The sequence below is a fragment of the Cryobacterium sp. M23 genome, assembly GCF_002929655.1.
GTDB lineage: Bacteria > Actinomycetota > Actinomycetes > Actinomycetales > Microbacteriaceae > Cryobacterium > Cryobacterium sandaracinum.
In genome coordinates this window covers 1-21708 of the sequence record NZ_PJJV01000048.1, presented here as the reverse complement: position 1 = coordinate 21708, position 21708 = coordinate 1, and the positions used below count along the sequence as shown (strand labels likewise).

Here is a 21708-nt window from a genome sequence, read left to right as displayed (position 1 = left end):
TATAGCCCGGTGTCGAACCAATTCGTCCGGGACGGAGCAGGGCCTAGGGCTCGGGCTACCGCGAGTCCTGCTCGATGGTGCGGAGCAGGGCGTGGGAGTCTTCAAGGCTGGACACCAGCATCCGTTTGGAGATGGCCAGGAGCTCGGCGACACCCGGGTCCCGCAGACCGTAAAAGATGGTGTTGCCCTCTCGTCGGGTGGCGACAACGCCGGCGCGGCGCAGGACCCCCAGCTGCTGGGACAGGTTCGACAGTTCGGCGCCGAGCACCTCGGCGAGGCTGCCGACCGAACGTTCCCCGCCGACCAGCTGTTCCAGAACCTGCACCCGCAACGGATGCCCGAGAGCCTTGAAGAGGTCAGACTTCAATTGGGCCATGGGTAGTCCGGTCATCGACACAGTCTGATCATATCGCTAACCTGTAATACTTTCAAATAGGTGCTGATCTTGAGCCGCGGGAGACGGGATCGGTCGCCGGATCGGGAACACGCGAGACATCGGGCGGGCGCTCGACCACCGCGGGATGCAAAAAGCCCGCCCTGCCGGAGCAGGACGGGCTTTCCGTCTAGCCGACTAACCTGGCGAGAGGTTGTCGGTAGATCTAGCGGACTACGCCTCGGTCGAAACCGGTGCGTCCTCGGTGCCGGCCTCAGCCGACTCGTCGAGGACCGGGGCGAGCGAGAGCTTGCCACGGTCGTCAATCTTGGTGATCTCCACGAGGACCTTCTGGCCCACGCCGAGCACGTCTTCAACGTTCTCAACCCGCTTGCCACCGGCGAGCTTGCGCACCTCACTGATGTGCAGCAGGCCGTCCTTGCCGGGGAGTAGGGAGACGAATGCGCCGAACGCGGCGATCTTGACGACGGTTCCGAGGAACTGCTCGCCGATCTCCGGGTTGGTCGGGTTCGCGACGGCGTTGACCATGGCGCGAGCGGCCTCGGCCGACGGTCCGTCAACGGCGCCGATGTACACCGTGCCGTCTTCCTCGATGGAGATGTCGGCACCGGTCTGGTCCTGGATCGAGTTGATCATCTTGCCCTTCGGGCCGATCAGCTCGCCGATCTTGTCGACCGGGATCTGGACGCTGATCACGCGGGGCGCGGTCGGTGCCATCTCGTCGGGACGGTCGATGGCGGCGTTCAGCACGGCCAGGATGGTCGCGCGAGCATCCTTGGCCTGGGTGAGCGCGCCGGCGAGAACGGATGCCGGGATGCCGTCGAGCTTCGTGTCGAGCTGGATCGCGGTGACGAACTCGCTCGTACCGGCGACCTTGAAGTCCATGTCGCCGAGGGCATCTTCGGCGCCGAGGATGTCGGTGAGAGCCGCGTAGCGGGTCTTGCCGTCAACGGTGTCGGAGATGAGGCCCATGGCGATGCCGGCGACGGGTGCGCGCAGCGGCACACCGGCGTTGAGCAGTGACAGGGTCGAGGCACAGACGGAACCCATCGAGGTGGATCCGTTGGAGCTGAGCGCCTCGGAGACCTGACGGATGGCGTAGGGGAATTCCTCGCGCGTCGGCAGCACGGGGACCAGGGCACGCTCAGCGAGCGCTCCGTGGCCGATCTCGCGGCGCTTCGGCGTTCCGACGCGGCCGGTTTCACCGGTCGAGTAGGGCGGGAAATTGTAGTTGTGCATGTAGCGCTTCTTGGTGACCGGGCTCAAGGAGTCGATCGTCTGCTCGAGCTTGAGCATGTTCAGCGTGGTGACACCCAGAATCTGGGTCTCGCCGCGCTGGAAGATCGCGGAACCGTGCACGCGCGGGATGATGGCCACCTCGGCGTCGAGCGGGCGGATGTCCGCGAGCCCACGGCCGTCGATGCGGATGCCCTCGTTGAGAACGCGCGAGCGCACGACGAGCTTGGTGACCGACTTGTACGCGGCGGAAACCTGGTTGTTCGCGCTGGCGTCGAGTTCGCCGGCGGCGACCTTGGCCGCGATGGCCTCCTTGACGGATGCCTTGAGCGCGTCATCCGCATTCTGGCGCTCGATCTTGTCGGCGATCTGGTAGACGGCCTTCAACTGGTCGTACGCGAGAGCGGCGACGGCGTCGTAGGTGGCCGGCTGGTAGGACGGGAACACCGGGTAGGCGCCGGTCGGCTTGGCGGCCGAGGCGGCAACCTTCTGCTGCGCCTCGATGAGCTGCTTGATGAAGGGCTTCGAGGCTTCGATGCCCTCGGCGATGACCTCTTCGTTCGGCTTGATGGCGCCGCCCTTGATGAGGTTCCAGGCGTTGTCGGTGGCTTCGGCCTCGATCATCATGATCGCGACGTCCTGCGCGCCGTTGGCGTCGGTCACCACGCGACCGGCGACGACCATGCTGAACACGGCGTCGACGATCTGCGAGTGCTTCGGGAAGGCAACCCACTGGCCGGAGCCGTTCTCGTCGGGGATGAGGGCGACGCGAACGCCACCGATCGGGCCCGAGAAGGGGAGGCCGGCAAGCTGGGTCGACATCGAGGCCGCGTTGATCGCGAGCACGTCGTAGTACTCGTCCGGCGCGATGGCCAGAACGGTGACGACAACCTGGATCTCGTTGCGGAGTCCGTCGACGAAGGACGGACGCAGCGGCCGGTCGATCAGACGGCAGGTGAGGATGGCCTCGGTCGACGGGCGACCTTCGCGACGGAAGAAGCTGCCCGGGATGCGTCCGGCAGCGTACATGCGCTCTTCGACGTCAATGGTGAGGGGGAAGAAGTCGAAGTTCTCCTTCGGCTGCCTGCTGGCGCTCGTGGCGGAGAGAAGCATGGTCTCTTCGTCGATGTAGGCGGCGGCAGAGCCCTGCGCCTGCTGGGCGAGACGCCCGGTTTCGAAACGGATGGTGCGTGTGCCGTACTTGCCGTTATCGATAACGGTTTCGGCGAACGTGATTTCTGGACCCTCCATATGGGGGTTCTCTCCTTTGGTTTTTGCTTCTCGCCATTCTGGCGATGAAGACTCGGTTGCCCGTATGGCGCGCGAGCTGGACGCGGAGAAGAAGGGTGCGAGAGCTGGCCACCAGTAGAAATTCACCAACTGCGGATGTTGCCGGCAAGTTGGGAAACCACCACCGAGGACCAGCGCGCTGCCGGTCTGCTCCGTACTAAGCGTGATTCTGCGTGGCCAATCCGAGGATTAACCTCCTCAAGCCTAACAGAAGACGTTCAGCCTGCTGGTTTTCCGCGCCCGGCCGCGGCCCGGTCCGGCAGCACGGCGTCGAACACCGGGCCGTCGACGCAGACCAGCGGCCCCTCGACGGCGGGATCCGTGGCGACGGGCGCGGCGCATCCGTGGCAGTAGCCGAGGCCGCAGGCCATGTGAGCCTCCAGCGAGACCTGCACCGGCGCGCCCCACTCGGCGCCGAGATCGGCGGCGAGGCGGGCGAGAACTCCGGCGCCGCAGGCCAGGATGACGTCGGGCGGGGCCCAGGCGAAAAGCCCGCGCAGCCGTTCGCCGAGCGCCGGCAGCGCGCTCGAGCCGTCGTCGTCGGTGACGGGGATGACCGTGGCGCCCAGCTCGGCGCAGTCGGCCAGGCCGATCAGGTTGGCCGGCGACCTCCCGCTGAGCACGACCGTGGCGGCGATGCCGAGCTGGGCGGCGTCTTCGACCGAGCCCATGATGGCGCAGACGCCGACACCGCGGCCGATCATCAGGGCCGTGCGGGGCGCCTCTGGACCAGTCTCAGTCGGGAGGGCGGCATCCGGGAACTCGAAGCCGCGGCCCAGCGGGCCGGTGACCAGGAGGCTCTCGCCCACGAGTACGTCGGTGAGCGCGGTGGTGCCGCGGCCGGCCGAGCCGTAGATGACCTCCACGGTGCCCTGGTCGGGGTGGCGGCGGTGGATGGCCATCGGGCGTGGGAGCAGGAGGCGCTCCCCACCTGTGGGGGGCACGGTGATCATCAGGAACTGTCCGGCGAGGGCGGTCGTCGCAATGGTGTCGGTGGCCAGTACGAGCCGGCGGTACCGCTCTCCCACGACCTCGTGTACGAGAACGCGGGCGTCGTCCCAGACCGGGTCGGGCCGAGGCATCCGTTCGGGCGGGCGCACCGCGATGAGGCCGTCCAGCGCGGCCTCGTCGGCCGCGGCGAACGCTTGCTGGCGGCGCAGGGCGGCGAGGGCCCCGAGGGCGGTCGTAACGGTCATCAGGCCCTCCACAATTCGATCAGTTCGGTGATGTCGGCCGCCGCGACGCCCTCGCAGCGCTCCTGCACGGCGCGAACGATTTCGACCATGGCGAACGGGCGTCCGAAGCTGGCCGTGCCGACCTGCACGGCGCGGGCGCCGACCGAGAAGTAGTCGAGGGCGTCGTCGGCGGTTTCGATCCCGCCGCAGGCGATCACCGGGATGTCGACCGCTCGGGAGGCCAGCCAGACCAACCGCAGCACGATCGGGCGGATATTCGGGCCGGACAGACCGCCGATCACGTTGCCGAGAATGGGGCTCCGCGTAGCGGCCGTGAGCGGCAGCGCCGGGATCGAGTTGGCCACGCAGACGGCGTCGGCGCCGGCCGCCTCAGCGGCCTGGGCACAGTCCGCGATCGAAGAGACGAGCACCGGCAGCTTGACGATCAGGGGCTTGTCGGTCTCCAGGCGCACAGCATGCACGACCTTCCCGATGGCGTCGGGATCGGAGCCGATGTCGGTGCCGTGGCGGTCGAGGTTCGGACAGGACACGTTGAGCTCGTAGGCGTCGCCCGCGCCCCGCAGGCCCCGCACGACAGGGGCGTACTCGCCCGAACGGTGGCCGCCGACGCTGACGATCACGGGCACGCCGAGCGCCAGGTAGAGCGGGTGTTGCGACGCCAGGTAGCCGGCGGCCCCGCGGCTCGGGATGCCGACACTGTTGACCATCCCGGCCCGGAGCTCGGTCAGCCGGTGCGCCGCGTTGCCGCCGCGCGGGGTGCCGAACACGGTCTTGGTGACCACGGCGCCAAGCTCGGCGACCGGGATCAAGCGTCCGAGCGAAGGCCCGAAGCAGCCCGAGGCCGGCATGACCGGGTTGGCGAGGGTGAGGCTGCCGATTCGCACGGAGAGGTCGACCGCCACGGAGGCGGCGGGACGGGCGTCGAAGAAGGCGCGGCGCGCATCCATTGATGGCTGAGGCGGCGCGATGGTCATGGTGTCTGCCTCCGCGGGAGAGGTCACGGGCGGGCGACGGATGCCGCGAGCCGACTTATCGCGGCGTCGGCCTTCAGCGAGGCGTGCGTGGGTGCGTCGGGAACGTGGGCGGGCCGGTTCACGGCCAGCTCCGTACGGAGCACGGGCACCACCTCGCCGCCGAGGATGTCGAGCTGATCGAGCACGGTTTTCAACGACAGTCCGGCGTGGTCGATCAGGAATAGCTGACGCTGGTAGTCGCCGAAGTAGTCGCGCATGCCGGCGTAGCGGTCGATGATCTGCTGCGGGCTGCCGACGGTCAGCGGCGTCTGCTCGGTGAACTCCTCGAGGCTCGGGCCGTGGCCGTAGACCGGGGCGTTGTCGAAGTAGGGCCGGAATTCGTCGACGGCGTCCTGCGAGTTCGTGCGCATGAAGACCTGCCCGCCGAGGCCCACGATGGCCTGGTCGGCTCGGCCGTGGCCGTAGTGCTCGAACCGGGCCCGGTAGAGCCCGATCAGCTTGAGGTAATGCTCCCTGGGCCAAAAGATGTTGTTGGCGAAGAAGCCGTCACCGTAGAACGCGGCCTGCTCGGCGATCTCCGGGCTGCGGATGCTGGCGTGCCAGACGAACGGCGGCACCCCGTCGAGCGGGCGCGGCGTCGACTGGAACCCCTGCAGCGGGGTGCGGAACTGGCCCTCCCAGTCCACGACGTCCTCGCGCCACAACCGGCGCAGCAGCGCGTAGTTCTCCAGCGCCAGCGGGATGCCCTGGCGCACGTCCTGGCCGAACCACGGGTAGACCGGGCCGGTGTTGCCGCGACCGAGCATCAGGTCGACCCGCCCACCGGAGAGGTGCTGGAGCATGGCGAAGTCTTCGGCGATCTTGACCGGGTCGTTCGTCGTGATCAATGTCGTGGCCGTGGAGAGGATGATGCGCTCGGTCTTCGCGGCGATGTAGCCGAGCAACGTCGTCGGCGACGAGGGCACGAAGGGCGGGTTGTGGTGCTCGCCGGCGGCGAAGACGTCGAGGCCAACCTCTTCGGCCTTCTCGGCGATGGCGACCATGGCCGTGATGCGCTCGTGCTCGGTGGGGGTGTGACCCGTCGTGGGGTTGACCGTGAGGTCACCGACGGTAAAGATCCCGAATTGCATGTGCAGCCTCCCACTCGCGCGGCGCGCAGCGCGCATGGACGATTCTATTCGCTGGCGGCAGCGGCCAATCGGCCGAGCGAGCGCTGGATGGCAACAGCCGCGGCCCCGCGGGCCCAGGAGGAGACCCCGCTGTCGTCAACGACGATTGTCAGCGGTGTCGCATCCGGGTCGCGGTCGGCTCGGGCAGCGGCGATGACCTCCTCGGATGCCAGCGCCCACAGTGGCATCCCCTCGCCGGAGAGCACGATCGTGTCGAGCATCCCGATATTGGCGATCACCGCGATCAATCGGCCCAGTCCGCGACCGGTGGCGGTGACGACGGATGCCGCAGCCCGGTTCCCCTCCACCGCGAGCCGGAGCACCTCGTCGTAGTCGACCTCGCGGCCGAGGGCCACGCTGACCTGGGCAGAAACGCTCTGGCTCGTGAGCATTGCCTGCGAGCAGCCGCGGTGTCCTTCCGGGCAGAGCGGCCCGTTCGGGTCGAGCGGGATGTGCCCACCGAGGCCCAGGCCGCTGTCGGCCGTCACGATCACCTGGTCGTTGACGACCAGTCCGTAGCCGACGCCGACGCCGATGGTCAGAACCGCGAAGGTCGGGGCACCCCGGACCGCTCCGAACCACTGCTCGGCGGAGGTGAGCGCGACGACATCGTTCTCGATCGTGACCGGAATTCCGAGCAGTCGCTCGAGCCGCGTGGCCAGGTCCACGTCGTGCCAGCCCAGGAACGGCGCCCGGGTCACGACCCGGGCGTCGGTGACATGCCCACCCACGCAGACGCCGAGCGCCGACAGCCCGTCCGGGCCGCCGAGCTCGCGCACGACCTCGTCGATCCGGGCCACAACGTGCTCGACAGTGTGATCGGCGAGCACCCGCCGGGCCGAGCCCACCTCGTTGGCCCGCAGGTCGGTGAGCACCGCGAAGACGTCGTCGCCGGTGAGTTTCACCCCGACGAGCCGACTGGCATCCACCCGGACGTCCAAGGGCCGGGCCGGGCGCCCGACGGTTCCGTCGCGGTCTTCGCTGCCCTCGACGAACAGGCCACAATCGAGGAACGGCTTGCTCAACCGCGTCAGGCTGGCCGGTGACAATCCCAGGCGACGGCCGAGGTCGCTGCGGGAGATCGGGCCGTGGATGAGCACGGCTCGCGCGAGTTCCCGGGAGGTCTCGCTCACTGTCGACGCCGCATCCGTGGTCATATCTGCCCCCTGAGGTGCCATTTATTCCATAGTGGCATGAATGCTCTGGCCCGAGCGGACTTTTCATCCCGCGAGAGCGGCAATTGTCGTCCTATTCTTTTTGCCGTAGAAAGATTCATGCAGCGACATGACGGCCTAAGGAGTCCCGCAATGACGGATACAACGACGTACCAGACACCCGCCCGGCGACGCCACCGGTCGAGGAGGTTGCGGACGCTCCGGCGACCCGTGGCACTCCTCCTGGCCGGTACGCTCGGGCTCGGCGCCCTCAGCGGCTGCGCCCCGGGTCAGAGCGACGTCGTCACCCTCGACTTCTTCCAGTTCAAGTCCGAGGCCATCGCGGACTTCGACGGCATCATCGCCGATTTCGAGGCAGAGAACCCCGACATCCGGGTGACCCAGAACGCCGTCCCCGATGCGGACACCGCCATCCGCACCCTGCTGGTCAAGAACAAGGTGCCCGATGTGATCAGTCTGAACGGATCGGGGAACTTCGGCCAGCTGGCGCGGGCCGGTGTCTTCCACGACTTCAGTGACGACCCCGTTCTCGACCGGATCAACCCGGCCGTTCAGGACATCGTCGGGGCCCTCGGCTCCTACGAGAACGAGGTGAATGCCCTCGGCTTCGCGAACAACGGCAACGGCGTTCTCTACAACCGTGACATCTTCGCCGCGCAGGGCATCGAGATCCCCACCACCTGGGACGAGCTGATCGCCGCCTGCGACACGCTCCAGGCGGCCGGTATCGCCCCGTTCTACGGCACCGCGGCCGACGCATGGACGGTGCAATCCTCCCTGAACGGTATCGGCGCCCAACTCGGCGGCGACGATTTCTTCCCCGATCTCCGCGCGGAGGGTGAGGAGGTGGGTCCCGACTCGGCCGTCTCGTTCGCGAAGAACTACGGCGAGACGTTCGAGAAGCTGCAGACGCTGTATTCCTACGCGCAGGACGGCTACCTCGGCCGCACGTACGAAGACGGCAACCTGGCTTTCGCGAACGGCGAATCGGCCATGCTGATGCAGGGGATCTGGGCCCTCAGCCCGATCCTGGCCAACAACCCCGACATCAGCGTCGGCGGTTTCCCCTACCCTGTGACGGATGACCCGGCCGACATCGAGCTCGTCTCCGGTGTCGACGTGGCCATTGCCATCGGCCGCGACACACCGCGCCTCGCCGAAGCCCGACTTTTCGTGGACTTCCTCTTCCAGGAGGAGGTGCAGAACTCCTTCGCAGCCTCACAGAACATGTTCTCGACGGCCCGGGACGCGGCCGAGAGCACCAACCCGGCCCTGGCGGAACTGCAACCGTACTTCCAGGCCGGCCGGATCACCGGTTTCGTCGATCACCAGATCCCGGCGAGCATCCCGCTCGGGCCCATCGTTCAGCAGTTCCTGACCGACGAGAACAGCGCGAAAGCGCTGGCCACCCTCGACAACGAATGGCGCAAGGTCGCGTCACGCACCACCTCGACACGAAGCGGAGACTAACTGATGGCTACTTCCGTCCTGACCCGGCCCCGGCCGGAGCAGACGCCCCGAGCGTCGCGGCCGAGCACGGCGCGGCGACGCGTCGGCGCCACCCCGCGCGCCTTCTACTGGATGGTCGTCCCCGCGGTCGCCGTCTTCGCGCTGCTGCACACCGTCCCGGTACTCATCGGCATCTTCTTCTCCTTCACCAACTACGCAGGCTTCGGCTCGTGGGACTTCGTCGGGTTCGGCAACTTCATCGCCCTGTTCCAGGACGACCGGGTACTGAAGGCCTATGGCTTCACCTTCGGCTTCGCCATCGTCGCCACCATCCTCACCAACGTGATCTCGCTGGCCATCGCGGTCGGACTCAACGCGAAGATCGCGTTCCAGTCCACCTTTCGCGGCATCTTCTTCATCCCCTACGTGCTGGCGATCCTGGTCGTCGGGTACGTCTTCCAGTATTTCTTCGCCAATTCGCTCCCCCGGATCCTGTCGAACGTCCCGGTGTTCCGTGACAACATCCTCACCAACCCGGACTGGGCGTGGACGGCCATCCCGCCAACGCGGTGCTGTTCGTCATCGTGATCATGCTCGTCTCGTTCCTGCAGTTCCGAGTTCTTCAGCGCACGGAGGCCGACTTCTAATGGCTATCACCATCGACTCCCCCGCCACGGTCGAACCCGCATCCCCCCGGGCGGCCCGTGACCCGCGCGGTATCCGGCCTATCAAAGACAACCGCACCCGGATCAACTGGTGGGCCACCGTGCTGATTGCGGTCTGCGCGATCACCGTGCTGGTGCCGCTCTACTTCGCCGTGATCACCGCGCTGAAGACCCCCGACCAGCTCGGCGGCACCGGGTTCGCGCTCCCCACCAGCGTCCACTGGGAGAACTTCGCCGACGCCTGGACGCTGACCAAATTCCCGCAGGCGCTGATGAACACGGCCCTGATCACCGTCGGCGCCGTCATCCTCACCCTGCTGACGAACTCGCTCGTGGCGTACGCGATCGCCCGCAACCTGCACAAGCCGTTCTTCACGGGCGTCTACTTCTACCTGCTGTCCGCCATTTTCATCCCGTTCCCGATCATCATGCTCCCAGTCGTGAAAGAGACGGCCCTGTTCGGTCTGGACAACCAGGTCGGGTTGATCTTGCTCTACGCGGTGTTCGGGCTCTCGCTCAACGTCTTCATTTACGTCGCGTTCATCAAATCGATCCCGATCGAGCTGGAGGAGGCGGCCTACACCGACGGGGCGACCACCTGGCGGGTTTACTGGCGGATCATCTTGCCCTTGTTGACCCCGATGAACGCGACCGTCGGCATCCTCACCTGTGTCTGGGCGTGGAATGACTTCATCCTGCCTCTCGTCGTGCTCTCCGACCCGGCGGCACGCACCCTGCAACTCTCCCAATTCGTGTTCCAGGGCCAGTTCAACACCAACTACTCGGCCGCGTTCGCCTCATACCTGATGGCCATGGCCCCGCTGCTGATTGTGTACATTTTTGCCCAGCGCTGGGTTATCTCCGGCGTGATGAGAGGATCGATCAAATGACGACACCCGCACCAACGTCCGGGATGACCGCCCCCGCGACCACCCCCGCGACCGGCGCCTCCTGGTGGACCAGCGCCGTCGTCTACCAGGTGTATCCGCGCAGCTTCGCGGACTCGGACGGCGACGGGATCGGTGACCTCGGCGGCATCCGTTCGAAGCTCGACTATCTCTCCGAGCTCGGCGTTGACGCGGTCTGGCTCTCTCCGGTCTACCCGTCGCCGCAACATGACAACGGCTACGACATCAGCGACTACCAGGACATCGAACCGGTCTTCGGCAGCCTGGCGGAGTTCGACCTGCTGCTGGTCGAGGCCCACGAGCGCGGCATCAAGATCGTGATGGACCTGGTGGTGAACCACACCAGCGACGAGCACGCCTGGTTCCAGGAATCACGCTCGTCGCTGACGAACCCGAAGCGCGACTGGTACTGGTGGCGCAAGCCCCAGGCCGACGGCGGCCCGCCGAACGGCTGGGGCAGCGCCTTCAGCGGCCCGGCCTGGACGCTCGATCCCGCCACCGATGAGTACTACCTGCACCTGTTCGCCAAGCAGCAGCCCGACCTCAACTGGGAGAACCCCGAGGTGCGCGAGGCCGTCTACGCGATGATGAACTGGTGGCTGGACCGCGGCGTCGACGGCTTCCGGATGGACGTGATCAACTTCATCGCCAAGCAGGTCGAGCTGATCGACGGACCGACCCCGGCCACCGGCGGCGGCTCGCCGATGGGGGCGCAGATCCATGAGTTTCTGCAGGAGATGCACCGCGAGGTCTTCGACGGCCGCGGAGGGCGGCACCTCACCGTCGGCGAGATGCCGGGCGTGAGCACCGACGACGCCCTGCTGTTCACCGACCCGGCCCGGCGCGAGGTTGACATGATCTTCCAGTTCGAGCATGTGGGCCTCGACCAGGGCGAGCACAAGTTCGAGGTGCTGCCTCGCAGCCTGACGGCGCTGAAGAAGAGCCTGTCACGCTGGCAGGAGGGTCTGGCCGAGACCGGCTGGAACAGCCTCTACCTGAACAACCACGACCAGCCCCGATTGGTGTCGCGCTTCGGCAACGACACCTCCTTGCGCTACGAGTCGGCGACTCTGTGGGCCCTGGTGTTGCACCTGCACCGCGGAACGCCCTACATCTACCAGGGCGAGGAGATCGGCATGACCAACGTGCGGTTCGACTCCATCGACGACTACCGTGACCTCGAATCCCTCAATCACTACCGCGAGGCCGTGGAAGAGTTCGACCTGGACCCCGGCACCGTGCTCGCCGGAGTGCAGACCATGGGCCGCGACAACGCGCGCACGCCCATGCAGTGGGATGCCTCGCCGCAGGCCGGTTTCAGCGCCGGCACGCCGTGGCTGGCCGTGAACCCGAACAGCGTCACGGTGAACGTGGCCGCCGACCTCGCGAGCGAGCGGAGTGTGTTCCGCTTCTACCAGCGCCTGATTGCGCTGCGGCATGAGAGCGAGGTGGTCGCCCTCGGCGATTTCACCCTGCTCGAACCCGACCACGACGCGCTCTACGCCTTCACTCGCAGCCGGGGTGACGAGACGCTGCTCGTCGTCGCGAACGCATCCGATGCCCCATTCACCGACCTGCTTCCGATGGACGTCTCCGGCGCCGATCTGATTCTGGCCAACTATCCGGCCACAACGGATGCCGCCGCACCGTCCTCGAACCCGGTGCTGCGCCCCTGGGAGGCGCGCCTCTACCGGCTGTAGGTCGGCGCAACCCGCCTCGACCGGGGCTCCTCACGGCGCACCAGTTTGAACGCTGTAAGGACGAGGCCGACGATGACACCGAGCACGGCGCCGCTCCCGTTCGCGACCAGATCGCGCACATCCGGGACCCGGGTCGGCAGGAACTGCTGCGTGAACTCGATTGAGCCGGTGAGTAGGACGGCCACGACGATCGCCAGCCACCAGAACCGGCGTCCGAGCAGGAGCAGCAGAAACACGCCGATCGGGATGAACATGGCGATGTTGGCCGCGAATTCGACCCGCCCGTAGGTGATCCAGTCGGTGGAGTCGTGCCGGTTGAAGAATCGGAGCGCCCGGAGCAGCAGCTCGTTGTTCCCACTGTCGAGCGGCTGCGGCCCGAGCGTCACCCAGCCCACGAACGCCAGATAGGCGAGCGTGACCAGGGACAGGACGGGATGGCGGTGCAGCATGGCTCCATCCTTCCCGATGGATGCTGGGGGTCACCCCAGTGACGGCCCCCGACCGCGAAAGCGCGCTACTTGCCCAGCGCTGCCTTCTCCTCGGCGATGACCTCGTCGCGGAGGGTTTCGTCGAAGACGCGCTTGGCCTCGATACCGACGACGGAGTGACGGCGGCCGTAGAGGAAATACACCGCGATGCCGATCGCGAGCCAGACCGCGAAGCGCACCCAGGTGAGCGTCGTGAGGTTGAGCATCAGCCAGAAGCAGAGCGCGGCCGACAGGATCGGCAGGAAGGGCGAGAAGGGCACCTTGAAGGCCCGGGGCAGGTCGGGGCGCTTCTTGCGCAGCACGACCACGGCGATGCTGACCAGCACGAAGGCCGATAGCGTGCCGATGTTGATCATTTCCTCGAGCACGCCCACGTCGGTGAACCCGGCGATCAGGGCGACCGCGGCGCCGGAGATGATCTGCACCCGGGCGGGGGTGCCGCGCTTGGACGAGGTGACACTCAGGCCGCGCGGCAGCAGGCCGTCGCGGCTCATGGCGAAGAGCACGCGGGAGAGGCCGAGGAGCAGCACCATGATCACGGTGGTGAGCCCCACCAGAATGCCGACCGAGATGACCTGGGCAGCCCAGCGGGCGCCGACCGAGATGAACGCCGTCGCGAGTGAGGCATTGGGGTCGTCGGCGAGAACGGTGTACGGCACCATGCCGGTGAGCACGAGGCTGACGCCGAGGTACAGCACCGTGACGATGGCCAGACCGGCGAAGATGCCGCGCGGCAGGGTCGTCTGCGGGTTCTTGACCTCTTCGGCGCTGGTGGCGACCACGTCGAAGCCGATGAACGCGAAGAAGACCAACGAGGCGCCGGCGAGCAGACCGAACAGTCCGTACTGGGCCGGCTGGGCGCCGGTCATGAACGAGAAAAGGGATTGCATCCAGACGTCGCCGTCGCCGCCCGCGGAGGGCACGGCCTCGGGGATGAACGGCGTGTAGTTCTTCGGGTTGATGAAGAAGGCACCCACGACGATCACGAACACCACGATCGCCACCTTGAGGATGGTGAAGATGCTGGCGACGCGCGCCGACAGCTTGGTGCCCAGCACCAGGAGGGTGGTGAAGATTGCGACGATCACGAACGCGCCCCAGCTGACCTGCAGTCCGAAGACCGCGATCGTGGCCGGGACATCCCAGTTCCAGAGTTCGAAGACCTCACTCAGGTAGATTCCCCAATACTTGGCGATCACGGCCGCGGCGGTCAGCATCTCGAGGATCAGGTCCCAGCCGATGATCCAGGCGAGCAGCTCGCCGAGGGTCGCATAGGTGAAGGTGTACGCCGAGCCGGCCACGGGAACCGCCGAGGCGAACTCCGCGTAACACATGATGGCGAGCGCGCAGGTGACCGCGGCGAGGAGGAACGCCAGGGTGACGGATGGCCCGGCGTAGCTGCCGGCCGCCTTCGCACCGACCGAGAAGATCCCGGCACCGACGGCAACCGCGACGCCCATGATCATGAGGTCCCAGGTGCCCAGCGTGCGCTTGAGGCTGTGCCCCTTCTCGAGGGAGTCGGCCATGGAGGCCTCAATGCTCTTGGTGCGCCAGACGCTCATAACTGGGTGCTTCCGTTCCGTTGGGTGTCGGTCAATGCTAGGCCCCCGCCGGGCTTCCCCGACCCCGGACCCCGCAGACCCGGGGGCCGCACCCCCTAGCATTGAGCGGTGCCCACCACCCTCCGCCACTCCCCCGGGGCCAGGGTCGGCCTGTCGATCGCGGTGGCCACCGGCCTCTACGGCATCTCGTTCGGCGCCCTGTCGGTGTCGTCGGGGCTCGACATCTGGCAGACCTCGGCGCTGAGCCTGCTCCTGTTCTCCGGGGGCTCCCAGTTCGCGTTCATCGGGGTGATCGCCGGCGGCGGCAGCGGTGCGGCAGCCGCCGGCGCGGCGGCGCTCCTCGGCATCCGTAACGCGGTCTACGGGATGCAGTTGAACGCCCTGCTGCACCCTCGTGGCTGGCGCCGCTTCGCCGCCGCCCAGGTCACCATCGACGAATCGCTTGCCACGAGCACCGGGCAGACCGTGCTCGTCGAGCAGAAGCGGGGGTTCTGGGTCGCCGGTCTCGGCATCTTCGTGCTGTGGAACGTATTCACCCTGATCGGGGCGCTCGCGGGCGACGCCGTGGGCGACCCGAAACAGTGGGGCCTCGACGGCGCGGCGGTCGCGGCGTTCCTCGGGCTGCTCTGGCCGCGGCTGCGGTCGAAGGAGGCCGGCGCGATCGCCGCGGTCTGCGCGCTGGCCACCGTACTGACCGTGCCGCTCGTTTCGCCGGGCGTGCCCATCCTCGTGGCGGCTGTCGTCGCCGGTGCCATCGGCTGGTTCGGTTTTCGGCACGGGCCGGCGGGCGAGGGTCTCGAGCCCGACGTCGACCCCTATCCCGGTCCACCCGATGCACCCGGTTCGACGGATGCGCAGGCTCCCCGATGAGCGTCTGGTTCTGGATCCTCGTGGCCTGCGCGGCGGCGTTCCTCACGAAGCTGCTCGGCTATCTCGTGCCGCAGAAGTGGGTCACCAACGCGCGCATCGCCCGCGTCGCCGGCGGCCTCACGATCGGCCTGCTGGCTTCCCTGACGGTCGCGAACACCGTGGCCACCGGCCAGGACCTCGTCGTCGACGCCCGGCTCGGGGCGCTCGTCGTCGCGGCGATTGCGCTCTGGTTCAAGGCCCCGTTCCTGGCGGTGGTCATCGCGGGCGCGGCAGCGGCCGCCGGGCTCCGGCTGCTCGGTCTGGGTTGAGGGTCTCGCGCGCCAACGGGGGCGGTAGGGTTTTTCCAACGGCAATGCGTCCGTCGACGTTTTTCGATGATGAAGAAAAGAGTGTGTGATGTCCGGGAAATATGAGCTCTACGCGGAACGATCCGGCGGATACCAGTTTCGGCTGAAGGCCAACAACGGCGAAGTGATCGCGACCTCCGAAAGCTATCACTCCAAGGCGGAGGCCCTCAAGGGCATCGAGGCACTGAAGGCCCACGTCAAGTCGCACGTGGTCGACATGACGGAACCGGACGCCTGAACGGATCTCGGTTCTGCCGAGTGAGTCACCGTCGATTGGTCCTGTGGCTCCCGGAGAGTCGAAGCTGACTGCACCGTGTGGACGCTGGTCATCCGGCGCACCGTGTGCGGCGTCGAACCAATTCGACGGAGATTCTGCCGTAAAACGGCTTTATCGAAGTATTCGGGGCCGATACGGCCACAATCTCCGTCGAATTCGTTCTGGACGGAGTCACTGCACCGCGGCAACCGCCCCCGAACCCCAGCCCTCGACGCCATCCCGCCCACGGCTGTGGGGGTTCACTCGTCTAGACCGCCGCGAGTTCCTCGGCCGCGAGTTGCTCTCCGGTGAAAAGCTCGGCGGCGAGCAGTTCCAGCGTGCGCGCACGCCCGGGTGAGGTCGCCGCGTCGGCGCCCGTGTGAGCGGAGGCGATCGGCTGCAGCATGACCTCGTCGACCCCGAACTTCGCCGCGAGGGCACGGATGCGCGCGGCCGCGGCGCCGGGCTCGTCGATGATCCAGGCCGCGGCCATCCGTTCGATCATCTGGAGCAGCGCCGGCGCCATCGGTGCGGCGGCGGCCTCTTCGACCGTCGCGAGCGGGCCGAGCGGCAGGCCCGATCTCAGGCGCGCCATCTGCTGCATCTGCGGCAGGGCGAGGGCGAGGGCCTCGACCCGGGTCTCGGCGACCGACACGTTCAGGGTGAGGATGGTGCGGGGGGCGTCGAGGGTCTCGCTGGGGGTGAACCCGCGTCGGTACAGCTCGAGGGCCGCTGTGGTGCCGTCGCCGGCGAAGTGGTTGGCGAACACGTAGGGCATGCCCTGCCGGGCGGCGAGCCGGGCCGAGTAGTCGCTGGAGCCAAGCAGCCAGATTTCGGGCATCCCGGTGGCGGCGGGAGTCGCGTGCAGGGTGTAGTCCTGACCGGAGGTGAGGCTGAGCGAGGCCCCGTCGGGGTGCAGCAGCGCCGCGATGTCAGCGATGTTGCGCGGAAACGCGTCGACCTCGCTCACTGCTCCACTCGAGCGCAGTAGTGCGGTGATCATCGGGTCGCTGCCGGGCGCACGGCCCAGCCCGAGGTCAATGCGCCCGGGGAAGGCCGCCTCGAGGATGCCGAACTGCTCGGCGATCACGAGCGGAGAGTGGTTGGGCAGCATGACGCCCCCGGAGCCGACCCGGATGCGTTCGGTCTGCGCCGCGAGGATACCGATCAGCACGGGCGGGTTCGTCGACGCGACCGCCTGCATGTTGTGGTGCTCCGCGACCCAGTATCGGGTGTAGCCGAGCCGGTCCGCGCTCTGGGCGAGGTGCACGGCTGCCGCGATCGCCTCAGCGGAGCTTTGCGAGGTGCGGACGGGGATCAGATCGAGCACGGAGAGGCTCAGCGCGGAGGTAGACATCGGTGGGGGAAACCGCGCCGGGCCCGGAGATATTCCCGGTTCCCCGCCCCGGACACACAAACGGGCCGCCACCCGGAAGGTGACGGCCCGCTTGTAAGAAGATCGCGGTGTCTTCGAAAAGTGCCTTAGCGGCGCAGTCCGAGGCTGCCGATCAGTGTGCGGTACCGAGTGATGTCGACATCCGACAGGTAACCGAGCAGACGACGGCGCTGACCAACCATGAGGAGCAGACCACGACGCGAGTGGTGGTCGTGCTTGTGCTCTTTCAGGTGCTCCGTGAGGTCCAGGATGCGCTGCGTGAGCATTGCAATCTGAACTTCGGGGGACCCGGTGTCGCCTGGGTGGGTAGCGTACTTTTCGATGATCGCCTTCTTTGCATTAGCTTCGAGTGCCATAGATGGGATCCCCTTTCTCTCACTGCGCGGTGCCCGGGGCCGAATGCCTGGGCTCTCTTGATCCGCGGCCGTCAAACGGCAACCGTCCGAGTTTAGCAGAGTCCGAGAGGTCGGCTGGAGCAGCAGGAGCAACGGCCAGAAGATGCGGGCTGCGATCTCGGCCGGGGCGCTGACCAGCTGCTCGTGCGCCCTCCCGAACCGGATGTAGAGCTCACTGATCGGGTGCCGCCGAGGCCGTTGATCATCAGGGCCACCCGGTCCCCGACACGTCCGGCAGGTCCCCGACGACCGCGTCGCGCATCTCGTCGGTCATCTCATTCGCGGTGGTCAGCTTCGCGCGGCGTCGGCCCGGTTCGCCATGGATGCCCACGCCCATCCACGCGTGTCGAGGTTCGCGGCGGCGATCCCCTGGTGCATGTCCGGCACGAACTGCTTCGGGCTCCGGGATCGGGCGAACCGATGCTACGTTCTCCGGTGTAGCTGGCCCGGCCGCGACGGGCCTGCAGCATGCTCGTGGCGTCCGCACTCGCCCGCGCAACCAGGGACATCCGGGCGAGTTGGGTTTCCGGGTCACGGCCGGCGGCCACCTCGGCTTCGAGCGTATCCGTGGCCGGCACGAGGGCGTCGAGCAGGGTCTTGTCTCCCAGGTCGGACTTGCCGCGGGCCTTGATCCCCTCGGTGGCGGCCCGGAGCATCGCCACGAATTCGGTGTCGAACAGGGCTGAGCGGGTCATCGGCTCTCCAGATCGGGGGCCGAGCGGTCGGGGGCGCTGAGGATGGTGGCGAAATTGGACAGGTCGACGAAGAATTCCGGCTCCAGACCCAGCGGGTCGCGCAGCGTCACGGTGGTGGGGCCGCCGGGGTCCCCGAGCGACGACACCACCAGGGCCGCCCCGGTGAAATCTTCGTCCGCGGTGTAACCGCTGATCGTGATCACGGTGCGGAGGCCCGCGGCGAGCGCCGACCGGAGGCCGTTCGCACTGTCCTCGACGACCACGGCGTCGGCGGCGTCGATCCCGAGTTCCCGTAGGGCATGCAGGTAGATGTCCGGGGCCGGCTTCTTCCGGTCCACGATGTCGCCGGCGAAGACCCGGAACTGCGCGGCCAGCTCGGGCCCGAGTGTTTGCGTGAGCACGGCGCGCACGGATTCCTCGGCCGAGGTGGAGGCCACGGCGAGGATCCAGCCGGCGCCCGCGGCTTGTGCGACGAGTCGACGGATGCCCGGGCGGGCCGTCAACGCGCCGCTCGCCACCCGCTCGGTGTAGATCGCGCTCTTGCGCCGGTGCCAGCCGGCGACGGCCGAGTCGAGGGCCGCGGGGTCGTCCGCCGGCAGACCGAGCACTCCGGCCACCTCCGGGGTGAGGATGCTGCGCATCCGTTCTTTTCCTCCCCCGATCGTCACCTTCTGGACGTAATCGGAGTCGCTCCACTGCACGGGCACCGAGAATTCCTCGAAGGTCTGGTTAAAGGCCGGCAGGTGGCCGTCGCGTTCGGTGTCGGCCAGCACGCCGTCGCAGTCGAAGATGAGAGCGGGCATCGCCTCAGGCCTTCCTCGCGTTGCCGATGGCGGCGAAGGCTCGGTCGACGGCTGCTTTCAGCGGTGAAATCGCCACCTGTGCCTCCCCGGTCAGATGCCGCCCATCGTAGGCTCGCCACCCCGAGCCGACAATGGGGCGGCCTAGGCGGGCTTCGCCGGCTGAGGCCGGTGCCGGATGGAGAACTTCGCCCGCTGGGTGATCGACTGATCCGGCCTGTCCCAAACCTTGATCATCGCCCAGCCCACGGCGACGAGCGGGACCGCCAGAACGGCCCCGGCGATACCGCCGAGGATGGTGCCCACGGTCAAAGCGACGAGGATCACCAGCGGATGCAGTTTCAACGCCCCCGCCATCACCACCGGGTTGAGAAGGTCACCCTCGATCTGGTTGACCAGGATCACGATGGCCACAACGATCAGCGCCACGAGCGGCCCATTGGTCACCAACGCCACGAGGGCAGCCAGGATGCCCGCGATGGTCGCCCCGATCAGTGGGATGAACGCCGTGAGGAACACGATCACAGCCAGCGGCAGGGCCAGCGGAACTTGCAGGATGGCCAGCCCGACGCCGATCAGAACGGCGTCGAAGAGGGCGATGATCGCCGTTCCCCGCACGTACTGGCCGAGAACCGTCGGGGTGACGTCGCCGATCCGGTGGGCGCGCTCGAGGCTCTCGCCGTGCAGGAAACGTAGGAAGAAGTTCCAGATCTGGCCGCCGTCCTGGAGGAAAAAGAACAGGATCACCAGCACGAGCAGGGCTCCGGTGACCAGCTCCACCGCGGCGGACACCCCGGCGAGCGCCCCCGTGCCGAACTGTGCGCTCGTGACGAAGCCCACGATCGCATCACGCACCGCGTTGAACTGCTCCGAGTCGAGCGCGATCGGGCCCTCGACCAGCAGCCCCTGTAGTTCGTCGAGCCCGTCGCCGGCCGCCACCACCAGCGCACCCCACTGGTTGCGCACCGCGAAGACGATGAGCGTGACGATGCCGCCGAGGATGAGTGCCCCTGCCAACAGGGTGATCCAGGTCGCGAGAATGACCGGGAGGCCGCGCGTGCGCAGCCAGCCGACCAGCGGTGCCAGCGCCGATGCCAGGATGAGCGCCACGAGAACGGGGATCACCACGAGTTGCACCTGCACCAGAGCGTAGACGGCGCCGGCGGTCAGCACGACCACGACGATGATCTGGGTGGAGCGGATGGCCCACCGGCCGAGCCGGCTGGTCAGTAGGGTCTGCAGGGACGGGGATGAGGGGTCGTCGACGCGCATGCTGACACCATAGGCACCTGTGCAGCATCGGTAAACGGCTGCCCGGCCGAGTGCCTCCTAACCGATTCGGGCGGAACCCTGGCCCGGCGTCGAACGAATTCGATGGAGATTCTGCCGGGAGAGCGCTCTTTCCCGGGTTTTCGGGGCGTTTCGGGCAGAATTTCCGTCGAATTCGTCGCCCTCATCCGCGCCATCTGCAAAACCGCCGAAACCGCCGCGCAGCGAAACGGCGGCCGGTTCCCGGTCCCGCTGGTGGTGGAGCTCGACGAGTGCGCGAACATCGTCCGCTGGCCCGAACTGCCCTCGGTGTATTCGTTCTACGGGTCGATGGGCATCATCCTCAACTCCTACTTCCAATCCCGCGCCCAAGCGATCGATGCGTTCGGGAAAGACGGGTGGCAGACCCTTCCTCCGCTCCCTGGCCGCCCTCATCGGCGAACACGACGAAATCACCTACGGCAGCTCCACCGGCAAAGACGGCCACCAATTCACCTCCACCAACACCCGCAAGGTCAACACCCTCGACATCGCCGCCCTCGGCTCCCTCCCCGAATGGCGCGCCATCGTCTTCAGCTCCAAATGCCGACCCGTCATGGTCAACACCGTCCCCTGGTTCCGCGACAAAACACTCACCACCACCATCAACCGCACCACCCCGCCCACGGCAATGGACCCGGTACCGCCACTGGTGCCCGACGACAACACTGCAGAAGTGGCAGCACATGGCTGAGCACGATGACTACGACTCGAGCGACGCAGAGGAAGACGCGGTCGATGTCCGCCAGATGTGCCTTGAATGGTTGACCGACCACCTTGCGACCGTCGAGGTCGTCGGAACCAAACCCACGCCGTGGTGCACCCGATGGTGGTTGCACCCGGAGGTTGTCGCCAGGTTCAAGGCCCTCTGGCAGGCCAGCATGCAGGCTGACGCCAGTGTCATGGACGGTGACGCCGGCGCTGTGTCGTCCTGGTGGATCAACCACTGGGACCGCCACGCCACGGTGATCTTCGACAAAGGACACGGGCCGTTCCGCGACTGTGACCCCGATCAAGGACACCTCTACCGCCGCAAAGATAGATCTGCCGCGGTCGTGCCGGCGTCAATGCCGCCCGATGACGTGGAGGTGTAGTGGGATCCGCAGATCAAGTAACTGAGCGCGGAAACGATCGATTCTGCTTTCGGATCTAGTCAGATTCAGGAGGCTTCGACCGACGCTGTGCCGACGGCGGTCCCCAGGTCAGCGACGCTTAGTACGGAGCCTCGACGCGCAGAAACGTGGTGTTGCTCCTCCTTTTATCGTTTGCGTCAGTCCAATGCGCCGAGAAGGGGACGCTATGGCTCCAACTGGTGTCGATCCGTTCACCCACGAAATCCACAGTTGTGCCGACGGCGACAGTATGAGAACTGCCGCCTTCGTTCCGGAACCGGGGGCGAGACCCGGTATGCTGCGATGAGCATCATCCAATTGGT

General features: G+C 67.1%; 22 protein-coding genes and 1 pseudogene. 10 read left to right on the top strand and 13 right to left on the bottom strand.

Annotated elements, in window-relative coordinates; all coding sequences use genetic code 11:
- Nucleotides 1-55: 55 nt before the first annotated feature.
- The 6 genes from CXY82_RS02475 to CXY82_RS02450 all read right to left on the bottom strand — a co-directional run bounded on the left by CXY82_RS02475 (nt 56) and on the right by CXY82_RS02450 (nt 7437).
- On the bottom strand, nt 56-391 hold the full coding sequence (locus CXY82_RS02475; RefSeq protein WP_104169548.1) for a metalloregulator ArsR/SmtB family transcription factor: 336 nt from the start codon (nt 389-391) through the stop codon (nt 56-58).
- Nucleotides 392-607: 216 nt separating this feature from the next.
- On the bottom strand, nt 608-2881 hold the full coding sequence (locus CXY82_RS02470) for a polyribonucleotide nucleotidyltransferase (protein ID WP_104169534.1): 2274 nt from the start codon (nt 2879-2881) through the stop codon (nt 608-610).
- Nucleotides 2882-3138: 257 nt separating this feature from the next.
- Nucleotides 3139-4116, bottom strand: a complete 978-nt coding sequence (locus CXY82_RS02465) for a dihydroorotate oxidase electron transfer subunit (protein ID WP_199180862.1) — start codon at nt 4114-4116, stop codon at nt 3139-3141.
- Entirely contained in the window at nt 4116-5090 is a 975-nt protein-coding gene (locus CXY82_RS02460) for a dihydroorotate dehydrogenase (RefSeq protein WP_146069034.1), read from the bottom strand. Before CXY82_RS02460 ends, CXY82_RS02465 begins: the two co-directional genes overlap by 1 nt.
- 23 nt (nt 5091-5113) lie before the next feature.
- A complete protein-coding gene (locus CXY82_RS02455) occupies nt 5114-6220 on the bottom strand; it encodes an LLM class flavin-dependent oxidoreductase (RefSeq protein ID WP_104169532.1) in 1107 nt (368 codons plus the stop codon).
- 44 nt (nt 6221-6264) lie between these two features.
- Nucleotides 6265-7437: an ROK family transcriptional regulator gene (locus tag CXY82_RS02450; RefSeq protein WP_233199158.1), complete on the bottom strand. Its 1173-nt coding sequence runs from the start codon at nt 7435-7437 to the stop codon at nt 6265-6267.
- Nucleotides 7438-7566: 129 nt separating this feature from the next.
- Here CXY82_RS02450 and CXY82_RS02445 point away from each other — a divergent pair, with 129 nt between their 5' ends.
- Genes CXY82_RS02445 through CXY82_RS02430 form a run of 4 tightly spaced genes read left to right on the top strand, consistent with a single transcriptional unit; the run spans nt 7567 to nt 12156 of the window.
- Complete coding sequence (locus CXY82_RS02445; RefSeq protein ID WP_104169530.1) at nt 7567-8904, top strand: ABC transporter substrate-binding protein; 1338 nt, start codon at nt 7567-7569, stop codon at nt 8902-8904.
- A 3-nt stretch (nt 8905-8907) separates the two neighbouring features.
- A complete protein-coding gene (locus tag CXY82_RS02440; RefSeq protein WP_174843660.1) occupies nt 8908-9471 on the top strand; it encodes a carbohydrate ABC transporter permease in 564 nt (187 codons plus the stop codon).
- A 58-nt stretch (nt 9472-9529) separates the two neighbouring features.
- Nucleotides 9530-10438 (top strand): carbohydrate ABC transporter permease, encoded by a 909-nt coding sequence (locus tag CXY82_RS02435; protein WP_104169529.1) that lies wholly within the window; start codon nt 9530-9532, stop codon nt 10436-10438.
- Complete coding sequence (locus tag CXY82_RS02430; RefSeq protein ID WP_370443669.1) at nt 10435-12156, top strand: alpha-glucosidase; 1722 nt, start codon at nt 10435-10437, stop codon at nt 12154-12156. The genes CXY82_RS02435 and CXY82_RS02430 overlap by 4 nt, the downstream gene beginning before the upstream one ends.
- Here the strand turns inward: CXY82_RS02430 and CXY82_RS02425 are convergent.
- Together CXY82_RS02425 and CXY82_RS02420 are read right to left on the bottom strand one after the other, a co-directional pair.
- A complete protein-coding gene (locus CXY82_RS02425; RefSeq protein WP_104101106.1) occupies nt 12144-12605 on the bottom strand; it encodes a VanZ family protein in 462 nt (153 codons plus the stop codon). The genes CXY82_RS02430 and CXY82_RS02425 overlap by 13 nt on opposite strands.
- A gap of 65 nt (nt 12606-12670) precedes the next feature.
- Entirely contained in the window at nt 12671-14206 is a 1536-nt protein-coding gene (locus CXY82_RS02420) for an amino acid permease (protein WP_104169527.1), read from the bottom strand.
- A 108-nt stretch (nt 14207-14314) separates the two neighbouring features.
- Here CXY82_RS02420 and CXY82_RS02415 point away from each other — a divergent pair, with 108 nt between their 5' ends.
- From CXY82_RS02415 to CXY82_RS02405, 3 genes are all read left to right on the top strand, one after another.
- On the top strand, nt 14315-15076 hold the full coding sequence (locus CXY82_RS02415) for an AzlC family ABC transporter permease (RefSeq protein WP_104101104.1): 762 nt from the start codon (nt 14315-14317) through the stop codon (nt 15074-15076).
- Nucleotides 15073-15384, top strand: a complete 312-nt coding sequence (locus CXY82_RS02410; RefSeq protein ID WP_104169526.1) for an AzlD domain-containing protein — start codon at nt 15073-15075, stop codon at nt 15382-15384. Before CXY82_RS02415 ends, CXY82_RS02410 begins: the two co-directional genes overlap by 4 nt.
- 88 nt (nt 15385-15472) lie before the next feature.
- The gene (locus CXY82_RS02405) at nt 15473-15661 is read left to right on the top strand and encodes a DUF1508 domain-containing protein (protein WP_104101102.1); all 189 of its coding nucleotides are present in this window, start codon (nt 15473-15475) and stop codon (nt 15659-15661) included.
- A gap of 286 nt (nt 15662-15947) precedes the next feature.
- Here the strand turns inward: CXY82_RS02405 and CXY82_RS02400 are convergent, their stop codons facing one another.
- From CXY82_RS02400 to CXY82_RS02375, 5 genes are all read right to left on the bottom strand, one after another.
- Nucleotides 15948-17036, bottom strand: coding sequence for an LLM class flavin-dependent oxidoreductase (locus CXY82_RS02400; protein WP_104169525.1), 1089 nt, complete (start codon nt 17034-17036; stop codon nt 15948-15950).
- A gap of 125 nt (nt 17037-17161) precedes the next feature.
- Nucleotides 17162-17431, bottom strand: coding sequence for a 30S ribosomal protein S15 (rpsO, locus tag CXY82_RS02395; RefSeq protein ID WP_104101100.1), 270 nt, complete (start codon nt 17429-17431; stop codon nt 17162-17164).
- Between the two features lie 314 nt (nt 17432-17745).
- On the bottom strand, nt 17746-18165 hold the full coding sequence (locus CXY82_RS02385; RefSeq protein WP_104169524.1) for a dihydroxyacetone kinase subunit L: 420 nt from the start codon (nt 18163-18165) through the stop codon (nt 17746-17748).
- Nucleotides 18162-18968: an HAD-IA family hydrolase gene (locus CXY82_RS02380; RefSeq protein ID WP_104169523.1), complete on the bottom strand. Its 807-nt coding sequence runs from the start codon at nt 18966-18968 to the stop codon at nt 18162-18164. Before CXY82_RS02380 ends, CXY82_RS02385 begins: the two co-directional genes overlap by 4 nt.
- 141 nt (nt 18969-19109) lie before the next feature.
- The gene (locus tag CXY82_RS02375; RefSeq protein WP_104169522.1) at nt 19110-20237 is read right to left on the bottom strand and encodes an AI-2E family transporter; all 1128 of its coding nucleotides are present in this window, start codon (nt 20235-20237) and stop codon (nt 19110-19112) included.
- 102 nt (nt 20238-20339) lie between these two features.
- Between CXY82_RS02375 and CXY82_RS18475 the strand changes: the two are divergent.
- The 3 genes and pseudogenes from CXY82_RS18475 to CXY82_RS02365 form a co-directional block, all read left to right on the top strand.
- Nucleotides 20340-20585 (top strand): annotated as a pseudogene (locus CXY82_RS18475) (TraM recognition domain-containing protein); the annotation flags it as partial.
- 28 nt (nt 20586-20613) lie between these two features.
- The gene (locus tag CXY82_RS17800; protein ID WP_233194229.1) at nt 20614-20967 is read left to right on the top strand and encodes a hypothetical protein; all 354 of its coding nucleotides are present in this window, start codon (nt 20614-20616) and stop codon (nt 20965-20967) included.
- Nucleotides 20960-21367: a DUF4913 domain-containing protein gene (locus CXY82_RS02365; protein WP_104169520.1), complete on the top strand. Its 408-nt coding sequence runs from the start codon at nt 20960-20962 to the stop codon at nt 21365-21367. The genes CXY82_RS17800 and CXY82_RS02365 overlap by 8 nt, the downstream gene beginning before the upstream one ends.
- Nucleotides 21368-21708 lie beyond the last annotated feature (341 nt).

What these genes read in the sequence shown, in the direction of transcription:
- CXY82_RS02475 (WP_104169548.1), bottom strand. Translation starts at nt 391, where the DNA reads ATGACCGGACTACCCATGGCCCAATTGAAGTCTGACCTCTTCAAGGCT.
- CXY82_RS02470 (WP_104169534.1), bottom strand. Translation starts at nt 2,881, where the DNA reads ATGGAGGGTCCAGAAATCACGTTCGCCGAAACCGTTATCGATAACGGC.
- CXY82_RS02465 (WP_199180862.1), bottom strand. Translation starts at nt 4,116, where the DNA reads ATGACCGTTACGACCGCCCTCGGGGCCCTCGCCGCCCTGCGCCGCCAG.
- CXY82_RS02460 (WP_146069034.1), bottom strand. Translation starts at nt 5,090, where the DNA reads ATGACCATCGCGCCGCCTCAGCCATCAATGGATGCGCGCCGCGCCTTC.
- CXY82_RS02455 (WP_104169532.1), bottom strand. Translation starts at nt 6,220, where the DNA reads ATGCAATTCGGGATCTTTACCGTCGGTGACCTCACGGTCAACCCCACG.
- CXY82_RS02450 (WP_233199158.1), bottom strand. Translation starts at nt 7,437, where the DNA reads ATGGCACCTCAGGGGGCAGATATGACCACGGATGCGGCGTCGACAGTG.
- CXY82_RS02445 (WP_104169530.1), top strand. Translation starts at nt 7,567, where the DNA reads ATGACGGATACAACGACGTACCAGACACCCGCCCGGCGACGCCACCGG.
- CXY82_RS02440 (WP_174843660.1), top strand. Translation starts at nt 8,908, where the DNA reads ATGGCTACTTCCGTCCTGACCCGGCCCCGGCCGGAGCAGACGCCCCGA.
- CXY82_RS02435 (WP_104169529.1), top strand. Translation starts at nt 9,530, where the DNA reads ATGGCTATCACCATCGACTCCCCCGCCACGGTCGAACCCGCATCCCCC.
- CXY82_RS02430 (WP_370443669.1), top strand. Translation starts at nt 10,435, where the DNA reads ATGACGACACCCGCACCAACGTCCGGGATGACCGCCCCCGCGACCACC.
- CXY82_RS02425 (WP_104101106.1), bottom strand. Translation starts at nt 12,605, where the DNA reads ATGCTGCACCGCCATCCCGTCCTGTCCCTGGTCACGCTCGCCTATCTG.
- CXY82_RS02420 (WP_104169527.1), bottom strand. Translation starts at nt 14,206, where the DNA reads ATGAGCGTCTGGCGCACCAAGAGCATTGAGGCCTCCATGGCCGACTCC.
- CXY82_RS02410 (WP_104169526.1), top strand. Translation starts at nt 15,073, where the DNA reads ATGAGCGTCTGGTTCTGGATCCTCGTGGCCTGCGCGGCGGCGTTCCTC.
- CXY82_RS02405 (WP_104101102.1), top strand. Translation starts at nt 15,473, where the DNA reads ATGTCCGGGAAATATGAGCTCTACGCGGAACGATCCGGCGGATACCAG.
- CXY82_RS02400 (WP_104169525.1), bottom strand. Translation starts at nt 17,036, where the DNA reads ATGTCTACCTCCGCGCTGAGCCTCTCCGTGCTCGATCTGATCCCCGTC.
- rpsO (WP_104101100.1), bottom strand. Translation starts at nt 17,431, where the DNA reads ATGGCACTCGAAGCTAATGCAAAGAAGGCGATCATCGAAAAGTACGCT.
- CXY82_RS02385 (WP_104169524.1), bottom strand. Translation starts at nt 18,165, where the DNA reads ATGACCCGCTCAGCCCTGTTCGACACCGAATTCGTGGCGATGCTCCGG.
- CXY82_RS02380 (WP_104169523.1), bottom strand. Translation starts at nt 18,968, where the DNA reads ATGCCCGCTCTCATCTTCGACTGCGACGGCGTGCTGGCCGACACCGAA.
- CXY82_RS02375 (WP_104169522.1), bottom strand. Translation starts at nt 20,237, where the DNA reads ATGCGCGTCGACGACCCCTCATCCCCGTCCCTGCAGACCCTACTGACC.
- CXY82_RS17800 (WP_233194229.1), top strand. Translation starts at nt 20,614, where the DNA reads ATGCGTTCGGGAAAGACGGGTGGCAGACCCTTCCTCCGCTCCCTGGCC.
- CXY82_RS02365 (WP_104169520.1), top strand. Translation starts at nt 20,960, where the DNA reads ATGGCTGAGCACGATGACTACGACTCGAGCGACGCAGAGGAAGACGCG.